Source organism: Enterobacter quasiroggenkampii (genome assembly GCF_043972695.1).
GTDB lineage: Bacteria > Pseudomonadota > Gammaproteobacteria > Enterobacterales > Enterobacteriaceae > Enterobacter > Enterobacter quasiroggenkampii.
On the sequence record NZ_CP143745.1, the window covers coordinates 3,451,189 to 3,466,530 of the forward strand.

The 15,342-nt window shown below is 56.2% G+C and carries 12 protein-coding genes; 4 read left to right on the forward strand and 8 right to left on the reverse strand.

The window, feature by feature from the left end; all coding sequences use genetic code 11:
- Nucleotides 1-17 precede the first annotated feature (17 nt).
- Nucleotides 18-680 (forward strand): exodeoxyribonuclease X, encoded by a 663-nt coding sequence (gene exoX, locus V1572_RS16555; protein WP_008500463.1) that lies wholly within the window; start codon nucleotides 18-20, stop codon nucleotides 678-680.
- On the opposite strand, the gene ptrB is transcribed toward exoX, so the two are convergent.
- Complete coding sequence (gene ptrB / locus V1572_RS16560) at nucleotides 677-2,737, reverse strand: oligopeptidase B (protein WP_045908214.1); 2,061 nt, start codon at nucleotides 2,735-2,737, stop codon at nucleotides 677-679. The genes exoX and ptrB overlap by 4 nt on opposite strands.
- A gap of 85 nt (nucleotides 2,738-2,822) precedes the next feature.
- Nucleotides 2,823-3,473 (reverse strand): tellurite resistance TerB family protein, encoded by a 651-nt coding sequence (locus tag V1572_RS16565; RefSeq protein WP_008500461.1) that lies wholly within the window; start codon nucleotides 3,471-3,473, stop codon nucleotides 2,823-2,825.
- 171 nt (nucleotides 3,474-3,644) lie between these two features.
- On the opposite strand from V1572_RS16565, the gene purT reads away from it, so the two are divergent.
- Nucleotides 3,645-4,823 (forward strand): formate-dependent phosphoribosylglycinamide formyltransferase, encoded by a 1,179-nt coding sequence (gene purT / locus V1572_RS16570; RefSeq protein WP_395299390.1) that lies wholly within the window; start codon nucleotides 3,645-3,647, stop codon nucleotides 4,821-4,823.
- A gap of 42 nt (nucleotides 4,824-4,865) precedes the next feature.
- Here purT and kdgA read toward each other — a convergent pair whose 3' ends face one another.
- The 3 genes from kdgA to zwf all read right to left on the reverse strand — a co-directional run bounded on the left by kdgA (nucleotide 4,866) and on the right by zwf (nucleotide 9,067).
- The gene (gene kdgA, locus V1572_RS16575; protein ID WP_008500459.1) at nucleotides 4,866-5,507 is read right to left on the reverse strand and encodes a bifunctional 4-hydroxy-2-oxoglutarate aldolase/2-dehydro-3-deoxy-phosphogluconate aldolase; all 642 of its coding nucleotides are present in this window, start codon (nucleotides 5,505-5,507) and stop codon (nucleotides 4,866-4,868) included.
- 39 nt (nucleotides 5,508-5,546) lie between these two features.
- Complete coding sequence (gene edd, locus V1572_RS16580; protein WP_045908212.1) at nucleotides 5,547-7,358, reverse strand: phosphogluconate dehydratase; 1,812 nt, start codon at nucleotides 7,356-7,358, stop codon at nucleotides 5,547-5,549.
- A 233-nt stretch (nucleotides 7,359-7,591) separates the two neighbouring features.
- Entirely contained in the window at nucleotides 7,592-9,067 is a 1,476-nt protein-coding gene (zwf, locus tag V1572_RS16585; protein WP_023312228.1) for a glucose-6-phosphate dehydrogenase, read from the reverse strand.
- Nucleotides 9,068-9,423: 356 nt separating this feature from the next.
- Between zwf and V1572_RS16590 the strand changes: the two genes are divergently transcribed.
- Both V1572_RS16590 and pyk read left to right on the forward strand, forming a co-directional pair.
- Nucleotides 9,424-10,293 carry a MurR/RpiR family transcriptional regulator gene (locus V1572_RS16590; RefSeq protein WP_023312229.1) on the forward strand — a complete coding sequence of 290 codons (870 nt, stop codon included), beginning with the start codon at nucleotides 9,424-9,426 and terminating at the stop codon, nucleotides 10,291-10,293.
- A gap of 140 nt (nucleotides 10,294-10,433) precedes the next feature.
- Complete coding sequence (gene pyk, locus V1572_RS16595) at nucleotides 10,434-11,876, forward strand: pyruvate kinase (RefSeq protein ID WP_008500455.1); 1,443 nt, start codon at nucleotides 10,434-10,436, stop codon at nucleotides 11,874-11,876.
- Nucleotides 11,877-11,921: 45 nt separating this feature from the next.
- Here the strand turns inward: pyk and lpxM are convergent, their stop codons facing one another.
- The 3 genes from lpxM to znuA form a co-directional block, all read right to left on the reverse strand.
- Nucleotides 11,922-12,893 (reverse strand): lauroyl-Kdo(2)-lipid IV(A) myristoyltransferase, encoded by a 972-nt coding sequence (gene lpxM / locus V1572_RS16600; protein ID WP_045908211.1) that lies wholly within the window; start codon nucleotides 12,891-12,893, stop codon nucleotides 11,922-11,924.
- Nucleotides 12,894-13,014: 121 nt separating this feature from the next.
- Nucleotides 13,015-14,334, reverse strand: a complete 1,320-nt coding sequence (gene mepM / locus V1572_RS16605; RefSeq protein ID WP_048029426.1) for a murein DD-endopeptidase MepM — start codon at nucleotides 14,332-14,334, stop codon at nucleotides 13,015-13,017.
- A gap of 15 nt (nucleotides 14,335-14,349) precedes the next feature.
- A complete protein-coding gene (znuA, locus tag V1572_RS16610; RefSeq protein WP_045908280.1) occupies nucleotides 14,350-15,294 on the reverse strand; it encodes a zinc ABC transporter substrate-binding protein ZnuA in 945 nt (314 codons plus the stop codon).
- Between the last annotated feature and the right edge of the window lie 48 nt (nucleotides 15,295-15,342).

The following is a 15,342-nucleotide window of genomic DNA, read 5'->3' on the forward strand; positions in this document are numbered from 1 at the left end:
AAGCTCAGGAGTGTTCAATGCTGCGCGTCATCGATACCGAAACTTGCGATCTTCAGGGCGGAATTGTGGAAGTGGCCTCTGTCGACGTGGTTGATGGTAAAATCGTCAACCCAATGAGCCATCTGGTGCGTCCCGACCGCCCCATCAGCCCTCAGGCGATGGCTATCCATCGCATTACCGAATCGATGGTGGCGGACAAGCCGTGGATCGAAGAGATCATTCCCCACTATTACGGTAGCCCCTGGTACGTCGCGCATAACGCCAGTTTTGACCGCCGGGTGCTTCCTGAGATGCCGGGGGAATGGATTTGTACCATGAAGCTGGCGCGTCGCCTCTGGCCGGGCATTAAATACAGCAATATGGCGCTGTACAAGTCCCGCAAGCTCAGCGTCCGCACGCCTGAAGGGCTTCACCATCACCGGGCCCTGTATGACTGCTATATCACCGCCGCGCTACTCATCGATATTATGAACACCTCGGGCTGGACGCCGGACGATATGGCAACGATTACCGGACGCCCCGCACTGCTGACCACGTTTACTTTTGGTAAATACCGGGGCAGAGCGGTGTCGGATATTGCGGATAAAGACCCGGGCTATTTGCGCTGGCTGTATAACAACCTCGACAAAATGAGCCCGGAACTGCGCCTGACGCTGAAACATTATCTGGGCGAAGCTTAACGCTCCGCACGGCCTGGCAGCGTCTCCTGCGCCAGGCCAATCAGGAAGGCATATTCCAGAGCAACCCCTTCGTAGGATTTAAATCGACCCGATTTCCCGCCGTGACCGGAGTCCATATCGGTACACAGCAGCAGCAGGTTGTCGTCGGTTTTCAGCTCCCGCAGTTTCGCCACCCATTTTGCCGGCTCCCAGTACTGCACCTGAGAATCATGCAGACCGGTGGTGACAAGCATGTGGGGATAGGCTTTCGCTTCCACGTTATCGTACGGGCTGTACGTTTTCATATAGCGGTAGTAAATCTCATCCTGCGGATTGCCCCACTCTTCGAACTCCCCTGTTGTAAGCGGGATGGATTCATCGAGCATGGTCGTCACCACATCGACAAACGGCACCTGCGCGACAATCCCCTTAAAGCGCTCGGGGCGCTGGTTGATCACCGCCCCCATCAGCATGCCTCCCGCGCTGCCGCCCATGCCAAAGCAGAGCTGCGGATCGCCATAGCCCTGCTCAATCAGCGCATCGCAGACGTCGAGGTAGTCATTGAAGGTGTTTTTCTTTTTCAGGAATTTCCCGTCCTCGTACCAGTGCTGCCCCAGCTCACCGCCGCCGCGAATATGGGCGATGGCGAAAACAAAGCCGCGGTCGAGCAGGCTTAATCGGCTGCTGCTGAAATCGGCATCCATGCTTGAGCCGTAGGAGCCGTACCCGTACACCAGGATCGGGTTTTTGCCTTTCTGGAAATGGGCTTTGTGATAGACGAGCGAGACGGGGACCTCGACGCCATCCCGGGCGGTGACCCACAGGTGCTCGCTGCGGTAGTTTTCAGACTCAAACCCTTTGACCTCGGTCTGTTTAATCACCTGGCGCTGCCCGGTATCCATGTCCAGCTCAAACAGGGTGTCCGGTGTGGTCATCGATGAGTAGCCGTAGCGCAGCCGCGAGGATTCAGGTTCCGGGTTGAAACCAATCCACGTCACATAGGCCGGGTCGTCGAACGCGATCCCCACCACTTCCCGCGTTTTACGGTTGATTTGCCGGATACTGGTCAGCCCGCGCTGACGCTCCTCCACCACCAGCCAGTCGGTGAACAGGGTGAACCCTTCCAGCATCACCTGATCCCGCGCGGGGATAAGCACCTCCCATTTGCGCTCATCACGCACTTTGGTTTTATAGAGACCAAAGTTTTTACCCTCGCGATTCGAACGCAGATAAAAGCTGTGCTGAAAGTGATCCAGGCTGTACTCATGATCCTTCCGGCGCGGCAGGAAACAGAGCGGCTGGGCGTCGGGCAGCTCGGCATCCAGCAGCAGGACTTCCGACGTCGTGGCGCTGGCCAGGAAGATAATCACATAATGGCGCGAGGAGGTTTTATGCAGGCTGACATAGAACGTTTCGTCTTTCTCTTCATAGACCAGCTCGTCGTCTGCAGAGTCCGTTCCCACGGTATGCCGCCATACCTGATAGGGCAGCAGCGTAGAGGCATGCTTTTTGACGTAGTAAACCGTCTCGGAATCATTCGCCCAGACAAAATCCGGGGAGACGTTTTCCAGCATTTCAGGATACCAGTTGCCGGTGTCCAGATTGCGAAAACGCAGGCCGTACTGGCGACGCGAGAGATAATCCTCCGCCAGCGCCATTACCGCGTTATCCGGTGAAATGGACATGCCGCCCAGAGTATAAAACTCGCTGTGGGCGGCGCGCTGGTTGGCATCCAGCAGAATATCCCACGCATCCCATTCGGCGCTCAGCACCGACTGACGCTGGTAGATGGGATACTCGTTGCCGGGCTCGTAAATATGGCGGTAGCGATAGCCGTTTTTGGTCCAGGGCGCCGAGATATCGCGCTGAGGAATGCGCTGCACCATCTCATTCAGCAGCTGGTCCTGAAGCGTCTGCTGGCTGGACATGACCTTGCGGCCGTAGTCATTTTCCTCGTGCAGATAGTCGAGCACCTCTGGCCGGGAGCGCGAATCGTCCCGTAGCCAGTAATAGTTGTCTATACGCGTATCGCCATGCGTGGTGATCGCATAAGGTATACGTCGGGCTTTCGGTGGCATGTCATCATTCTTTTTAGTTTTACACCCTATAAGGTTGGCAAAACCCACGCATGATGCAAGCGAAACCGGATCGCAACGGCGAGCACTATCCCTGTAACGCCTGTTTTTGTTCCCGGATATCCCGCTCAATGCCCTCACGCACGTCCTGGGGGATCTTCAGCGCGTCTCCAAGCGCATTCAGGTAGCTGCGTTCCATAAAGTGATCGATATCGATGGCGGCACAGCTGAGGAAATAGAGTTCAAGCGCCTCTTCCTCATTTTTCACGCTTTGCGCCAGACGCTGCGGCTCCAGAGGCTGTTCGATGGCCTGCGCCACCAGCGCTCTGCCCTTCTCTTCAACGCCAGCTTCACGCAGTTGCTGTTCGATCGCCAGTCGTTCCTTATCGTCAATATGCCCGTCACTTTTCGCGGCAAAAACCAGCGCCAGGATCAGCCGTTCAGTACGCAGATCCAGCGGCGAGGTATGCTCGCCATAATGCGGTTCGTCGCTGTGCGCGGTCCGGACCCTGTCCTTGTATTTATTCCACAGGACGGTGCCCGCAATGGCGCCCCCACCGGCCAGCAACGCGCCTGTCCCGTACTTTGCCAGCAGCTTGCGCGAGGATTTATTCGCGACCAGCAGGCCAGCCAAGCCGCCGAGCGCCCCGGGTACCAGCAGTTTACTGAGGTCCCGCTCGCCGGAAGACGATGTTTTCTGCCCTAACAGTGATTGCAATTGATTTAGCCAGCCAGACATGGTTTCCCTCACTTAACGGTGAATATGTTCCACAGCGTAAGCGAGCAGGCGTCAGGAAATGTCTGGCCGGGCTAAAGAAGCGCAAATTTCTTCCTCCCGCGCTTAGCAGTGCACAAGACAGACGCAAACGTTTTCGTTTATACTGCCCGCAACTTTTTCAGGGGGATTGTTATGATTCGTTTAGGAACCGCGCTGCGACCTGCGGCGACGCGAGTGATGCTGTTGGGATCGGGCGAGCTGGGAAAAGAGGTCGCCATTGAGTGCCAGCGTTTAGGTGTGGAAGTCATTGCCGTAGACCGTTACGCCGATGCGCCCGCCATGCACGTCGCCCATCGTTCTTATGTGATTAACATGCTGGATGGCGATGCCCTTCGCGAGCTGATTACGCGCGAGAAACCCGATTTCGTGGTACCGGAAATTGAAGCCATCGCCACCGATACGCTGATTGCGCTTGAGCAGGAAGGCCAGCGCGTGGTGCCCTGCGCGAAAGCCGCAAAGCTGACCATGAACCGCGAGGGCATTCGTCGCCTGGCGGCGGAAGAGCTGGAATTGCCCACCTCGAGCTATCGTTTTGCTGGCGATAAGGCCGCATTCCTGCAGGCCGTAGAGGAGATTGGTTACCCGTGCATCGTTAAGCCGGTGATGAGCTCCTCCGGTAAAGGACAGAGCTTCATTCGCGACAGCAGCACGCTCGATAAGGCGTGGGATTACGCCCAGCAGGGTGGCCGCGCCGGTGCCGGTCGCGTCATCGTCGAAGGCGTGGTGAAGTTTGATTTCGAGATCACCCTGCTGACCGTCAGCGCCGTTGACGGCGTCCATTTCTGCGACCCGATTGGCCACCGCCAGGAGGATGGCGATTACCGCGAATCCTGGCAGCCGCAGCAGATGAGTGCTCTGGCGCTGGAGCGTGCGCAGGCGATCGCCCGTAAAACCGTCCTGGCGCTGGGCGGCTATGGCCTGTTTGGCGTGGAGCTGTTTGTGTGCGGTGATGAGGTGATTTTCAGCGAGGTCTCCCCGCGCCCGCATGACACCGGCATGGTCACGCTCATTTCGCAGGATCTTTCCGAGTTCGCTCTGCACGTGCGCGCCTTCCTCGGCCTGCCCGTCGGCGGTATCCGTCAGTATGGCCCGGCCGCCTCGGCGGTGATCCTGCCGCAGTTAACCAGCCAGAACGTTACGTTTGATAACGTCGACGCGGCGGTGGGTGCCGGGTTGCAGGTACGTTTGTTCGGTAAGCCGGAGATCGACGGAACCCGCCGTCTCGGCGTGGCATTAGCCACCGGGGATAACGTTGACGACGCCGTGGCGAGAGCGAAAGCGGCCGCTGCGAGCGTCAAGGTTGCAGGATAAAAAAAACGGGCCGTAAGGCCCGTTTTTCATGCGGCGAATGACTTACTGCTTCGCACCTTCCACCGCTTCGCGAGCCAGTTTTGTGATGCGATCCCAGTCGCCCGCTTCCAGCGCATCCGCCGGAACCAGCCATGAGCCACCGATGCACAGCACGCTTTTCAGCGCCAGGTAGTCACGGTAGTTGGCAGGAGAAATACCGCCCGTCGGGCAGAAGCGTACCTGGGAGAAAGGACCGGCAATGGCCTGCAGCGCTTTGGTGCCGCCGTTCGCTTCCGCCGGGAAGAATTTAAACTCTTTCAGACCGTAGTCCATGCCCAGCATCAGTTCAGAGACGGTGCTGATACCCGGGATCAGCGGAATAGTGCCTTCGGTCGCGGCCTTCAGCAGCGACTCGGTCAGGCCCGGGCTGATGGCAAACTGTGCGCCCGCTTCGGTCACTTCAGCCAGCTGTTTTGCGTTCGTCACGGTACCCGCACCGATGATGGCGTCCGGCACTTCTTTAGCAATGGCGCGAATGGCGTCCATCGCGCAGGCGGTACGCAGGGTCACTTCCAGAACGCGAACGCCGCCCGCAACCAGCGCTTTCGCCATCGGTACAGCGTGCTCCAGCTTGTTTACCACGATAACCGGCACGACAGGGCCCGTGGTCAGGATTGCTTCTGCACTTGTTTTCCAGTTTTTCATCAGAGTTTTCTCTCGCCAGATCGTTAAAATCAAGTCGTCTTAAAACGTAATACAGGTTGCGCCCTGCTCAGCACCGGAGAGTTTCTCACGCAGCGCGCCAAACATTTCGCGTCCTGTTCCCACGCGCGACGCGCTCAGGTCAGGAATATGGGGCTGACGTGCCGCCAGTTCGGCATCATCCACCAGCAGGGTTAACTCGCCTGTCTGACCGTTAACGCGGATCATGTCACCGTCACGCACTTTCGCCAGCAGGCCACCGTCGTACGCTTCCGGCGTCACGTGGATGGCTGAAGGCACTTTACCTGAGGCGCCAGAGAGGCGTCCATCGGTCACCAGTGCAATTTTGAAACGGCGGTCCAATAATACACCAAGTGGTGGCATAAGTTTATGTAATTCTGGCATCCCGTTGGCTTTTGGCCCCTGATGACGCACCACTACCACGCAGTCTTTATCGAGCAGACCGGCGTCAAAGGCAGGTAATACGTCGTGCTGGCTTTCAAATACCACCGCCGGCGCTTCGATAATCTGGTTCTCTTCCGGTACGGCAGAGGTCTTCATCACCGCGCGACCGAGGTTACCGCTGAGCACTTTGGTGCCACCGTGAGGAGAGAACGGTTTGTCGATGGTGGCGATAACCTGCGCATCAAGAGACGCGCTCGCCCCTTCACGCCAGTCCAGCTCGCCGTTGTTCAGCCATGGCTCCTGGGTGTAGCGCTGCAGGCCAAAGCCCGCCACGGTGTTGACATCTTCATGCAGCAGACCGCCTTTCAGCAACTCGCGCATCAGCAGCGGTACGCCGCCCGCGGCCTGGAAGTGGTTGATGTCCGCCGGGCCATTCGGGTACAGGCGTGCCATCAACGGCACCACGGAAGAGATCTCGGAGAAGTCATCCCAGTTAATCAGAATGCCCGCAGCACGCGCCATGGCCACCAGGTGCATGGTGTGGTTGGTTGACCCACCGGTTGCCAGCAGCGCGACAATCCCGTTGACGATGACCTTTTCGTCGACCATTTTGCCCATCGGCATCCATTCGTTGCCGTTGCCGGTAAGACGCGTGACCTGACGGGCCGCAGCCTCGGTCAGCGCTTTGCGCAGCGGCGCGTCCGGCTGGATAAAGGATGAGCCCGGAAGCTGCATCCCCATAAACTCCACCACCATCTGGTTCGTGTTCGCGGTACCGTAGAACGTACAGGTGCCCGGCGCATGGTAGGACGCGGCTTCCGCCTCCAGCAGCGCCTGACGGTCTGCTTTCCCTTCCGCGTACAGCTGGCGAATGCGCACTTTTTCTTTGTTCGGCAGGCCGCTTGCCATTGGGCCCGAGGGCACGAAGATCGCAGGCAGATGACCAAACGACAGCGCGGCCATCACCAGGCCCGGAACAATCTTGTCGCACACGCCGAGATAGAGCGCGCCATCAAACATGTTGTGTGACAGACCCACCGCCGCGGACATGGCAATCACTTCGCGGCTCAGCAGGGAGAGCTCCATACCGTCCTGACCCTGTGTTACGCCGTCGCACATGGCGGGTACCCCACCCGCCACCTGGCCGACCGCATTCACGCTGTGCAGCGCTTTACGGATGATATCCGGATAAACCTCATAGGGCTGGTGCGCGGAGAGCATATCGTTATAGGCGGTAATGATGGCGATATTGTTACGCAACATGCTTTTCAGCGACGCTTTATCGTCAGGCTGGCAGGCGGCGAAGCCGTGCGCCAGGTTACCGCAGGCCAGTTGAGATCGGTGGACGGTGTTGCTCTTTGCCTGCTCAATCCGGGCGAGGTAGGCCGAACGGGTCTCTTTCGAGCGCTCAATAATGCGCTGTGTTACGCGTAACAATGTCGGATTCATAAAAGCTCCTCTCATTTATCTGTCCGGGCTCGGGAGTTTACAAAGTCGCTGGCAGTTGTTAACAACGCTGAAACGCTTGCTGTCCGGAGCTCAGGGGCAAAATCACTTCCGGCAGTGTAATAAAAAAAGCTCCGCGGGTGAATCCACGCGGAGCTTAAAAGTTGAAAATTGTGCCACGAGCTGTGTTAGATCATGTTACCGGTAAAATAACACTTTCGGGCTAGCGGATTATCTTACTCAAACTCATTCCAGGAGCGGCCATCGCGGGTGATCATCGCCACCGATGCGACAGGCCCCCAGGTACCCGCCTGATACGGTTTTGGCGCATCCTGATCGGCAGCCCAGGCTTCGGTGATGGAGTCGACCCATTTCCACGCCTCTTCCACTTCATCGCGACGCACGAACAACGCCTGAATACCGCGCATGGTTTCCAGCAGCAGACGCTCGTACGCATCGGCCAGGTGCGTCTGGTTGAAGGTTTCGGAGTAGCTCAGATCCAGCTTGGTGGTCTGCAGGTTGTGTTTATGATCCAGGCCCGGCACTTTGTTCAGGATCTGGATATCCACGCCCTCGTCCGGCTGCAGACGAATGGTCAGCTTGTTCTGCGGCAGCTCCTGCCAGGACTCTTTGAACAGGTTCAGTTCCGGGTTCTTAAAGTAGACAACCACTTCGGAACATTTCGCAGGCAGACGCTTACCGGTGCGCAGGTAGAACGGAACACCCGCCCAGCGCCAGTCGTCGATATCCACGCGGATCGCCACGAACGTCTCGGTGTTGCTGGACTTGTTCGCGCCCTCTTCTTCCAGGTAGCCCGGCACTTTTTTGCCCTGCGCAAACCCGGCGGTGTACTGGCCGCGAACGGTCTTCTCACGCACGTTGGAGCGGTCGATGCGGCGCAGCGATTTCAGCACTTTCACTTTTGCGTCACGGATGCTGTCCGCCGTCAGGTCAGACGGTGGAGACATGGCAATCATGCACAGAATCTGCAGCAGGTGGTTCTGGATCATGTCGCGCATCTGGCCGGCCTGGTCAAAGTAACCCCAGCGGCCTTCAATACCCACCTCTTCTGCCACGGTGATTTCCACGTGGTCGATAGTGCGGTTGTCCCAGTTATTCACAAACAGCGAGTTAGCGAAACGCAGGGCCAGCAGGTTCAGTACCGTCTCTTTACCGAGATAGTGGTCGATACGGTAGACCTGGCACTCTTCAAAGAACTCGCCCACCTGGTCGTTGATTTCACGCGAGGTTGCCAGCGACGTACCCAGCGGCTTCTCCATCACGACGCGCGCCGGTTTGGCATTCAGTTTGGCTTCGCCCAGGCCTTTGCAGATGGCGCCGAAGGTGCTTGGCGGCATGGCGAAATAGTTAATCGTGACACGGTTTTTCTGATCCAGCATCGCGCCTAAGCGGGTAAACGCGCTGACGTCATTAACGTCCAGGTTGCAGAAATCGAGACGTCCACTCAGGGTATCCCACAAACTTTCATCAATTTTTTCCTTCATGAAAGTTTCGAGCGCCTCGCGGACGACTTTGGTATAAGCGTCCTTGTCCCAGTCGGCGCGCCCTACACCCAGGATACGGGTATCCGGATGAATTTGGCCCGCTTTCTCCAGTTGATACAGGGAAGGCAGCAATTTTCGGCGTGCAAGATCGCCTTTCGCGCCGAAAATGACCAGGTCACATGCCTGGGCTGTTTGCGTTACCGCCATGTCATTCTCCTCAGTTAGATCACCTGGTACTTCTGCCAGGTATCGTTGTAATTTTATTACAATGCACTGTACTGCTTTTACGTCATTCCCGAAACCATTAGCGCTTATCGTCGCGTGCGATACCGCGATTTTTCACCCTTTGGATGATTTCGACGGCTTAATGACGCAACAACCGTCGTTTCTTTGCGCAACAGGGTCATAGCAAAACCCGACACCGATCAAGTAATGAAAAAAAACAACAACATTATCTTGTCGATTGTTACCCTTAATGGAAGCCACAAGGGTAATATCGGCTAAATCGAATCACGATTTCATCAATTTATGAAATCGTTTACACCCATGAGCATCCTGTTAACATGAACATGCTGGAAAAAATCCAGTTTCAACTGGAACACCTTAGCAAATCCGAGCGAAAAGTGGCCGAGGTCATTCTCGCCTCTCCCGCTCAGGCGATTCATTCAAGCATCGCCGCTCTGGCACAGGAAGCGGGTGTTAGCGAACCCACGGTCAATCGCTTTTGCCGCAGCCTGGAAACGCGCGGCTTTCCTGATTTTAAACTGCATCTGGCGCAAAGTCTGGCTAACGGCACCCCTTATGTTAATCGTAATGTGGATGAAGACGACAGCGTTGATGCCTATACCGCGAAAATTTTTGAGTCGGCCATGGCTTCGCTCGACCACGTCCGTCAGTCACTGGACATGAGCTCCGTGAATCGCGCGGTGGATTTACTCACCCAGGCCAAGCGAATTGCGTTCTTTGGGCTCGGGTCGTCGGCAGCCGTCGCGCATGACGCCATGAACAAATTTTTCCGCTTTAACGTCCCGGTGATTTATTCCGATGACATTGTCCTGCAACGCATGAGCTGTATGAATTGCAGTGAAGATGACGTCGTGGTACTGATTTCGCATACCGGCCGCACCAAGAGTCAGGTTGAGCTGGCGCAGCTGGCCCGTGAAAACGATGCCATGGTGATTGCGCTGACCACGGCAGGCACGCCGCTGGCGCGTGAGGCAACGCTGGCGATCACCCTCGACGTGCCGGAAGACACCGACATTTATATGCCGATGGTCTCCCGCCTGGCCCAGCTCACCGTGATTGACGTGCTCGCGACCGGTTTTACCTTACGTCGGGGGGCAAAATTCCGGGATAACTTGAAGCGGGTCAAGGAAGCGCTGAAGGAATCGCGTTTTGATAAAGAATTGCTTATAAAGAGCGATGTTCCCTGATAGTTGATAACGAATACGTCACGAATAATGACGATGTAACGATTTACGGCATTCGGTCCCCTCGCCGCTGCCTTGCAGCAGATGAAGGCCGATTCAATGTTCACGCAACACCAAAGTTGTTTCAGTCAACGGAGTATTACATGTCCAGAAGGCTTCGCAGAACCAAGATCGTAACCACCTTAGGCCCGGCCACCGATCGCGATAATAATCTCGAAAAAATTATCGCCGCCGGTGCCAACGTGGTGCGTATGAACTTCTCTCACGGTACGCCAGAAGACCATAAATTACGTGCCGATAAAGTGCGTGAAATCGCAGCTAAACTGGGCCGCCACGTTGCTATCCTCGGCGATTTGCAGGGTCCTAAAATTCGTGTCTCCACCTTTAAAGAGGGGAAAGTTTTCCTCAATATCGGCGACAAATTTCTGCTGGATGCCAACCTGGGCAAAGGCGAAGGCGATAAAGAAAAAGTCGGTATCGACTATAAAGGCCTCCCGGCTGACGTCGTACCTGGCGATATCCTGCTGCTTGATGACGGCCGCGTACAGCTGAAAGTGCTGGAAGTTCAGGGCATGAAAGTGTTCACCGAAGTTACCGTCGGCGGCCCGCTCTCCAACAATAAAGGCATCAACAAACTGGGCGGCGGCCTCTCTGCAGAAGCTCTCACCGATAAAGACAAAGCGGACATCGTGACGGCTGCGCTGATCGGCGTTGATTACCTGGCTGTCTCCTTCCCGCGCTGCGGCGAAGATCTGAACTATGCGCGTCGCCTGGCACGCGATGCAGGCTGCGATGCCAAAATCGTCGCCAAAGTTGAGCGTGCGGAAGCCGTTTGCGATCAGGACGCCATGGACGACGTGATCCTCGCGTCTGACGTGGTGATGGTTGCACGCGGCGACCTGGGTGTGGAAATCGGCGACCCTGAGCTGGTCGGTATTCAGAAAGCCCTGATTCGTCGCGCACGTCAGCTGAACCGCGCGGTGATCACCGCGACTCAGATGATGGAATCGATGATCACTAACCCGATGCCAACCCGTGCCGAAGTCATGGACGTGGCAAACGCCGTGCTGGACGGAACCGATGCGGTGATGCTCTCCGCAGAAACCGCAGCGGGCCAGTATCCGGCAGAAACCGTGGCCGCCATGGCGCGCGTCTGCCTGGGCGCTGAAAAGATCCCTAGCATCAACGTCTCTAAACACCGTCTGGACGTGCAGTTCGACAACGTGGAAGAAGCGATTGCGATGTCGGCAATGTATGCGGCAAACCATCTTAAGGGCGTTACCGCGATCATTACCATGACCGAATCTGGCCGCACCGCGCTGATGACCTCGCGTATCAGCTCGGGTCTGCCGATCTTCGCCATGTCCCGTCACGAACGTACGCTGAACCTGACGGCGCTGTACCGCGGCGTGACGCCGGTTCACTTCGACAGCACCAATGACGGCGTGGCCGCCGCGCACGATGCCGTAAACCTGCTGCGCGACAAAGGCTATCTGGTGTCCGGTGATATCGTCATTGTGACCCAGGGCGATGTGATGAGCACCATCGGCTCAACCAACACCACCCGCGTTATGACCGTCGAATAATAATGTCTCTGTTAAAAAGCCCTCTCCAGATGGAGAGGGCTTTTTTTATTTCGTTGGATACAGCTCTTTGCGTTTATACGGCTCTGTTTCACCCGGTTTGCGCGTTTTAAGCAGCTTCAAAATCCACGTGTACTGTTCCGCATGCGGTCCCACCAGAATCTCCACCTCTTCGTTCATCCGACGCGCAATGGTGTGGTCATCGGCGGTGAGCAGATCGTCCATCGGCGGACGAACCTCAATACTCAGGCGATGCGTTTTGCCGTCATAGACCGGGAACAGCGGGATCACCCGGGCACGACAAACTTTCATCAGGCGACCAATCGCGGGGAGCGTCGCTTTATAAGTCGCAAAGAAATCGACAAACTCGCTGTGCTCGGGGCCATGGTCCTGATCCGGCAGATAGTAGCCCCAGTACCCCTGGCGTACCGACTGAATGAAGGGCTTAATGCCATCGTTACGGGCATGCAGGCGTCCACCAAAACGACGACGCACCGTATTCCAGACAAAATCGAAAATCTTATTGCCCTGATTGTGGAACATTGCCGCCATCTTCTGGCCCTGAGAGGCCATCAGCATCGCCGGAATATCAACGCCCCAGCCGTGTGGGACAAGAAAAATGACTTTCTCGTCATTGCGACGCATCTCCTCGATGATTTCCAGCCCTTTCCAGTCAACGCGATCGACAATTTTATCCGGCCCTTTCAGCGCCAGCTCCGCCATCATCGCCATGGCCTGCGGTGCGGTGGTATACATCTCATCAATGATTGCCTCGCGCTCGGCATCACTCTTTTCCGGAAAACAGTAATAGAGGTTGATCTGCGCGCGACGGCGGGCACTCTTGCCAAAACGTCCGGCCAGACGGCCAATTTTACCCAGGACAGGATCGCGGACGGAAGCCGGCAGCATCGCTATCCCCGCAAAGGCATAAACGCCAAGCCAGGCGCCCCAGTTGCGCGGATGACGAAAGGATTTTTCAAACTCAGGAATGTATTCAATATTGTTTTTTTGGGTTTCCATGCTGGATCCAGGGTCTGATGACGCAAAAAATTATTCAGATAGTGTAGCGAGGCAGTCGTCCGCGCACAAAAGAAAAAGCCGGCGTCAGTGTGCGCCGGCTTTTTTAACAAAAACAGAGGGCTTAGTCTAAGCTCAGCTGCGGCAATACCTCTTTCACCTGCGCCAGATAATCAGTACGATCTTTACCTGTCAGGCCTTCGGTGCGCGGCAGTTTCGCCGTCAGCGGGTTCACAGCCTGTTGGTTAATCCACACTTCATAGTGCAGATGCGGGCCGGTAGAGCGTCCGGTATTACCAGAGATCGCAATACGATCGCCACGTTTCACCTTCTGGCCCGGTTTAACCAGCAGCTTACGCAGGTGCATGTAGCGGGTCGTATACGTACGGCCATGACGTACCGCGACGTAATACCCGGCTGCACCGCTACGTTTGGCCACCACCACTTCACCATCCCCTACCGCCAGAACCGGTGTCCCCTGCGGCATGGCAAAGTCAACGCCACGGTGTGGTGCGACACGCCCGGTTACCGGGTTCAGACGACGCGGGTTAAAGTTCGAGGAGACGCGGAACTGTTTAGCCGTCGGGAAGCGCAGGAAGCCTTTTGCAAGGCCCGTACCGCTGCGGTCGTAGAACTTACCGTCTTCGGCACGGATCGCGTAGTAATCTTTGCCCTCGGAGCGCAGACGCACGCCCAGCAGCTGGCTTTGCTCGCGCTTACCATCCAGCATTTCGCGGGACATCAGAACGGAGAACTCATCGCCCTTCTTCAGTTTGCGGAAATCCATCTGCCACTGCATGGCTTTGATCACCGAACTGATTTCAGCGCTGGTCAACCCTGCATCACGCGCGCTGGAAACAAAGCTTGCCCCCACGGTGCCTTTCAGAACGCTGTTAACCCAGTCGCCCTTCTGCATTTCGCTGGTCATTTTAAAGCCCGTCGCCGTGCGATCGTAGGTGCGGGTTTCGCGGCGGGACATTTCCCAGGTCAGACGCTGCAGATCGCCATCGGCCGTTAGCGTCCAGGAGAGCTGTTGCCCAATTTTCAGGTTGCGAAGATCTTTATCTGCCGCCGCCAGCTGGCTGATATTCCCCATGTCGATGCCGTACTGGTTCAGCACGCTGCTCAGCGTGTCCCCGGTAGAAACAACATATTCGTGAATACCCGCTTCGTTCTCGGTTTTATCGTCCAGTTCATCCTGTGGAATAGCTTCATCTTCCTGAGCCGACTGGTCGATAGGCTCGCTGGCTTCAGGCAGCAAAGAGCGGATTTCGCTCTTTTCAAGCTCGATGGTTTTGATGATAGGGGCAGAACTCGGGTGGTAAACATAGGGCCGCCAGACGGCGACCGCTAAGGTGAGTACTGTAAGCGACCCCAGCATGACGCGGTGGGGTCGGGGCAGATTGTTAAATGCCAGGGCGACAGAGCGGGCTATCTGTTGCACGTATTCACTTCCTCGTTAATCTCCTTTCAGGCAGCTCGCATACTGGTTCGCCAGTTGGCTGAGGAACTGCGAATAGCTCGCTTTGCTCAACTGGATATTCGTTCCTAGCGGGTCAAGGGTCCCCATGCGCACGGATGTCCCCCTGGCCACGGCTTCTACGACCGCTGGCCTGAACTGTGGCTCAGCAAAAACGCATGTCGCTTTTTGCTCAACCAGCTGTGTTCTGATTTCATGTAAACGCTGCGCACCAGGTTGAATTTCAGGGTTGACGGTAAAATGACCCAACGGGGTCAAACCGTAGTGTTTTTCGTAATAGCCGTAGGCGTCATGAAAAACGAAATACCCTTTTCCTTTCAACGGTGCGAGCTCATTACCAACCTGCTTATCGGTTGCGGCTAATTGTGCCTCAAAATCTTTCAGGTTGGCGTCTAGTTTGGCTCGACTTTGCGGCATAAGTTCCACTAATTTGTCATGGATTGCAACCGCTGAAAGCCGCGCTATCTCTGGGGATAACCAAAGATGCATGTTGTACTCGCCGTGATGGTGATCTCCATCACCTTTTTCACCGTCGGCAGCATGATGGTCATGTTCGTCGCCGTCGTCATCCGCCCCTTTCATGAGTAACGGTTTCACGCCGGGGAGGTCGGCAATCGCGACCTGTTTTTCACCCGCCACCTGTTTTGCTGACTTCTGCATAAACGCTTCCATTTCCGGACCGATCCAGACAACTAAGTCCGCGTTTTGTAAGCGTTTTACATCGGAAGGGCGCAGGGAATAATCATGCTCCGATGCACCATCCGGGAGCAGAACCTGGGTTTCTGTTACCCCGTCAGCAATGGCTGACGCGATGAACCCGAGTGGTTTAAGCGAAGCGACAACCGCAGCGTTAACATCTTGTGCGGTTGTACCCCAAAGGGCAGCGGATAATGCTGCGAAAAGAAGCGTATTTTTATGTAACATAATGCGACTAATCATCGTAGTGAATGCGTGGAATGTGATATTATAACA

Bases quoted from the DNA above. Each gene is read 5' to 3' on its own strand.
- exoX (WP_008500463.1), top strand. From the start codon at position 18: ATGCTGCGCGTCATCGATACCGAAACTTGCGATCTTCAGGGCGGAATT.
- ptrB (WP_045908214.1), bottom strand. From the start codon at position 2,737: ATGCCACCGAAAGCCCGACGTATACCTTATGCGATCACCACGCATGGC.
- V1572_RS16565 (WP_008500461.1), bottom strand. From the start codon at position 3,473: ATGTCTGGCTGGCTAAATCAATTGCAATCACTGTTAGGGCAGAAAACA.
- purT (WP_395299390.1), top strand. From the start codon at position 3,645: ATGATTCGTTTAGGAACCGCGCTGCGACCTGCGGCGACGCGAGTGATG.
- kdgA (WP_008500459.1), bottom strand. From the start codon at position 5,507: ATGAAAAACTGGAAAACAAGTGCAGAAGCAATCCTGACCACGGGCCCT.
- edd (WP_045908212.1), bottom strand. From the start codon at position 7,358: ATGAATCCGACATTGTTACGCGTAACACAGCGCATTATTGAGCGCTCG.
- zwf (WP_023312228.1), bottom strand. From the start codon at position 9,067: ATGGCGGTAACGCAAACAGCCCAGGCATGTGACCTGGTCATTTTCGGC.
- V1572_RS16590 (WP_023312229.1), top strand. From the start codon at position 9,424: ATGAACATGCTGGAAAAAATCCAGTTTCAACTGGAACACCTTAGCAAA.
- pyk (WP_008500455.1), top strand. From the start codon at position 10,434: ATGTCCAGAAGGCTTCGCAGAACCAAGATCGTAACCACCTTAGGCCCG.
- lpxM (WP_045908211.1), bottom strand. From the start codon at position 12,893: ATGGAAACCCAAAAAAACAATATTGAATACATTCCTGAGTTTGAAAAA.
- znuA (WP_045908280.1), bottom strand. From the start codon at position 15,294: ATGTTACATAAAAATACGCTTCTTTTCGCAGCATTATCCGCTGCCCTT.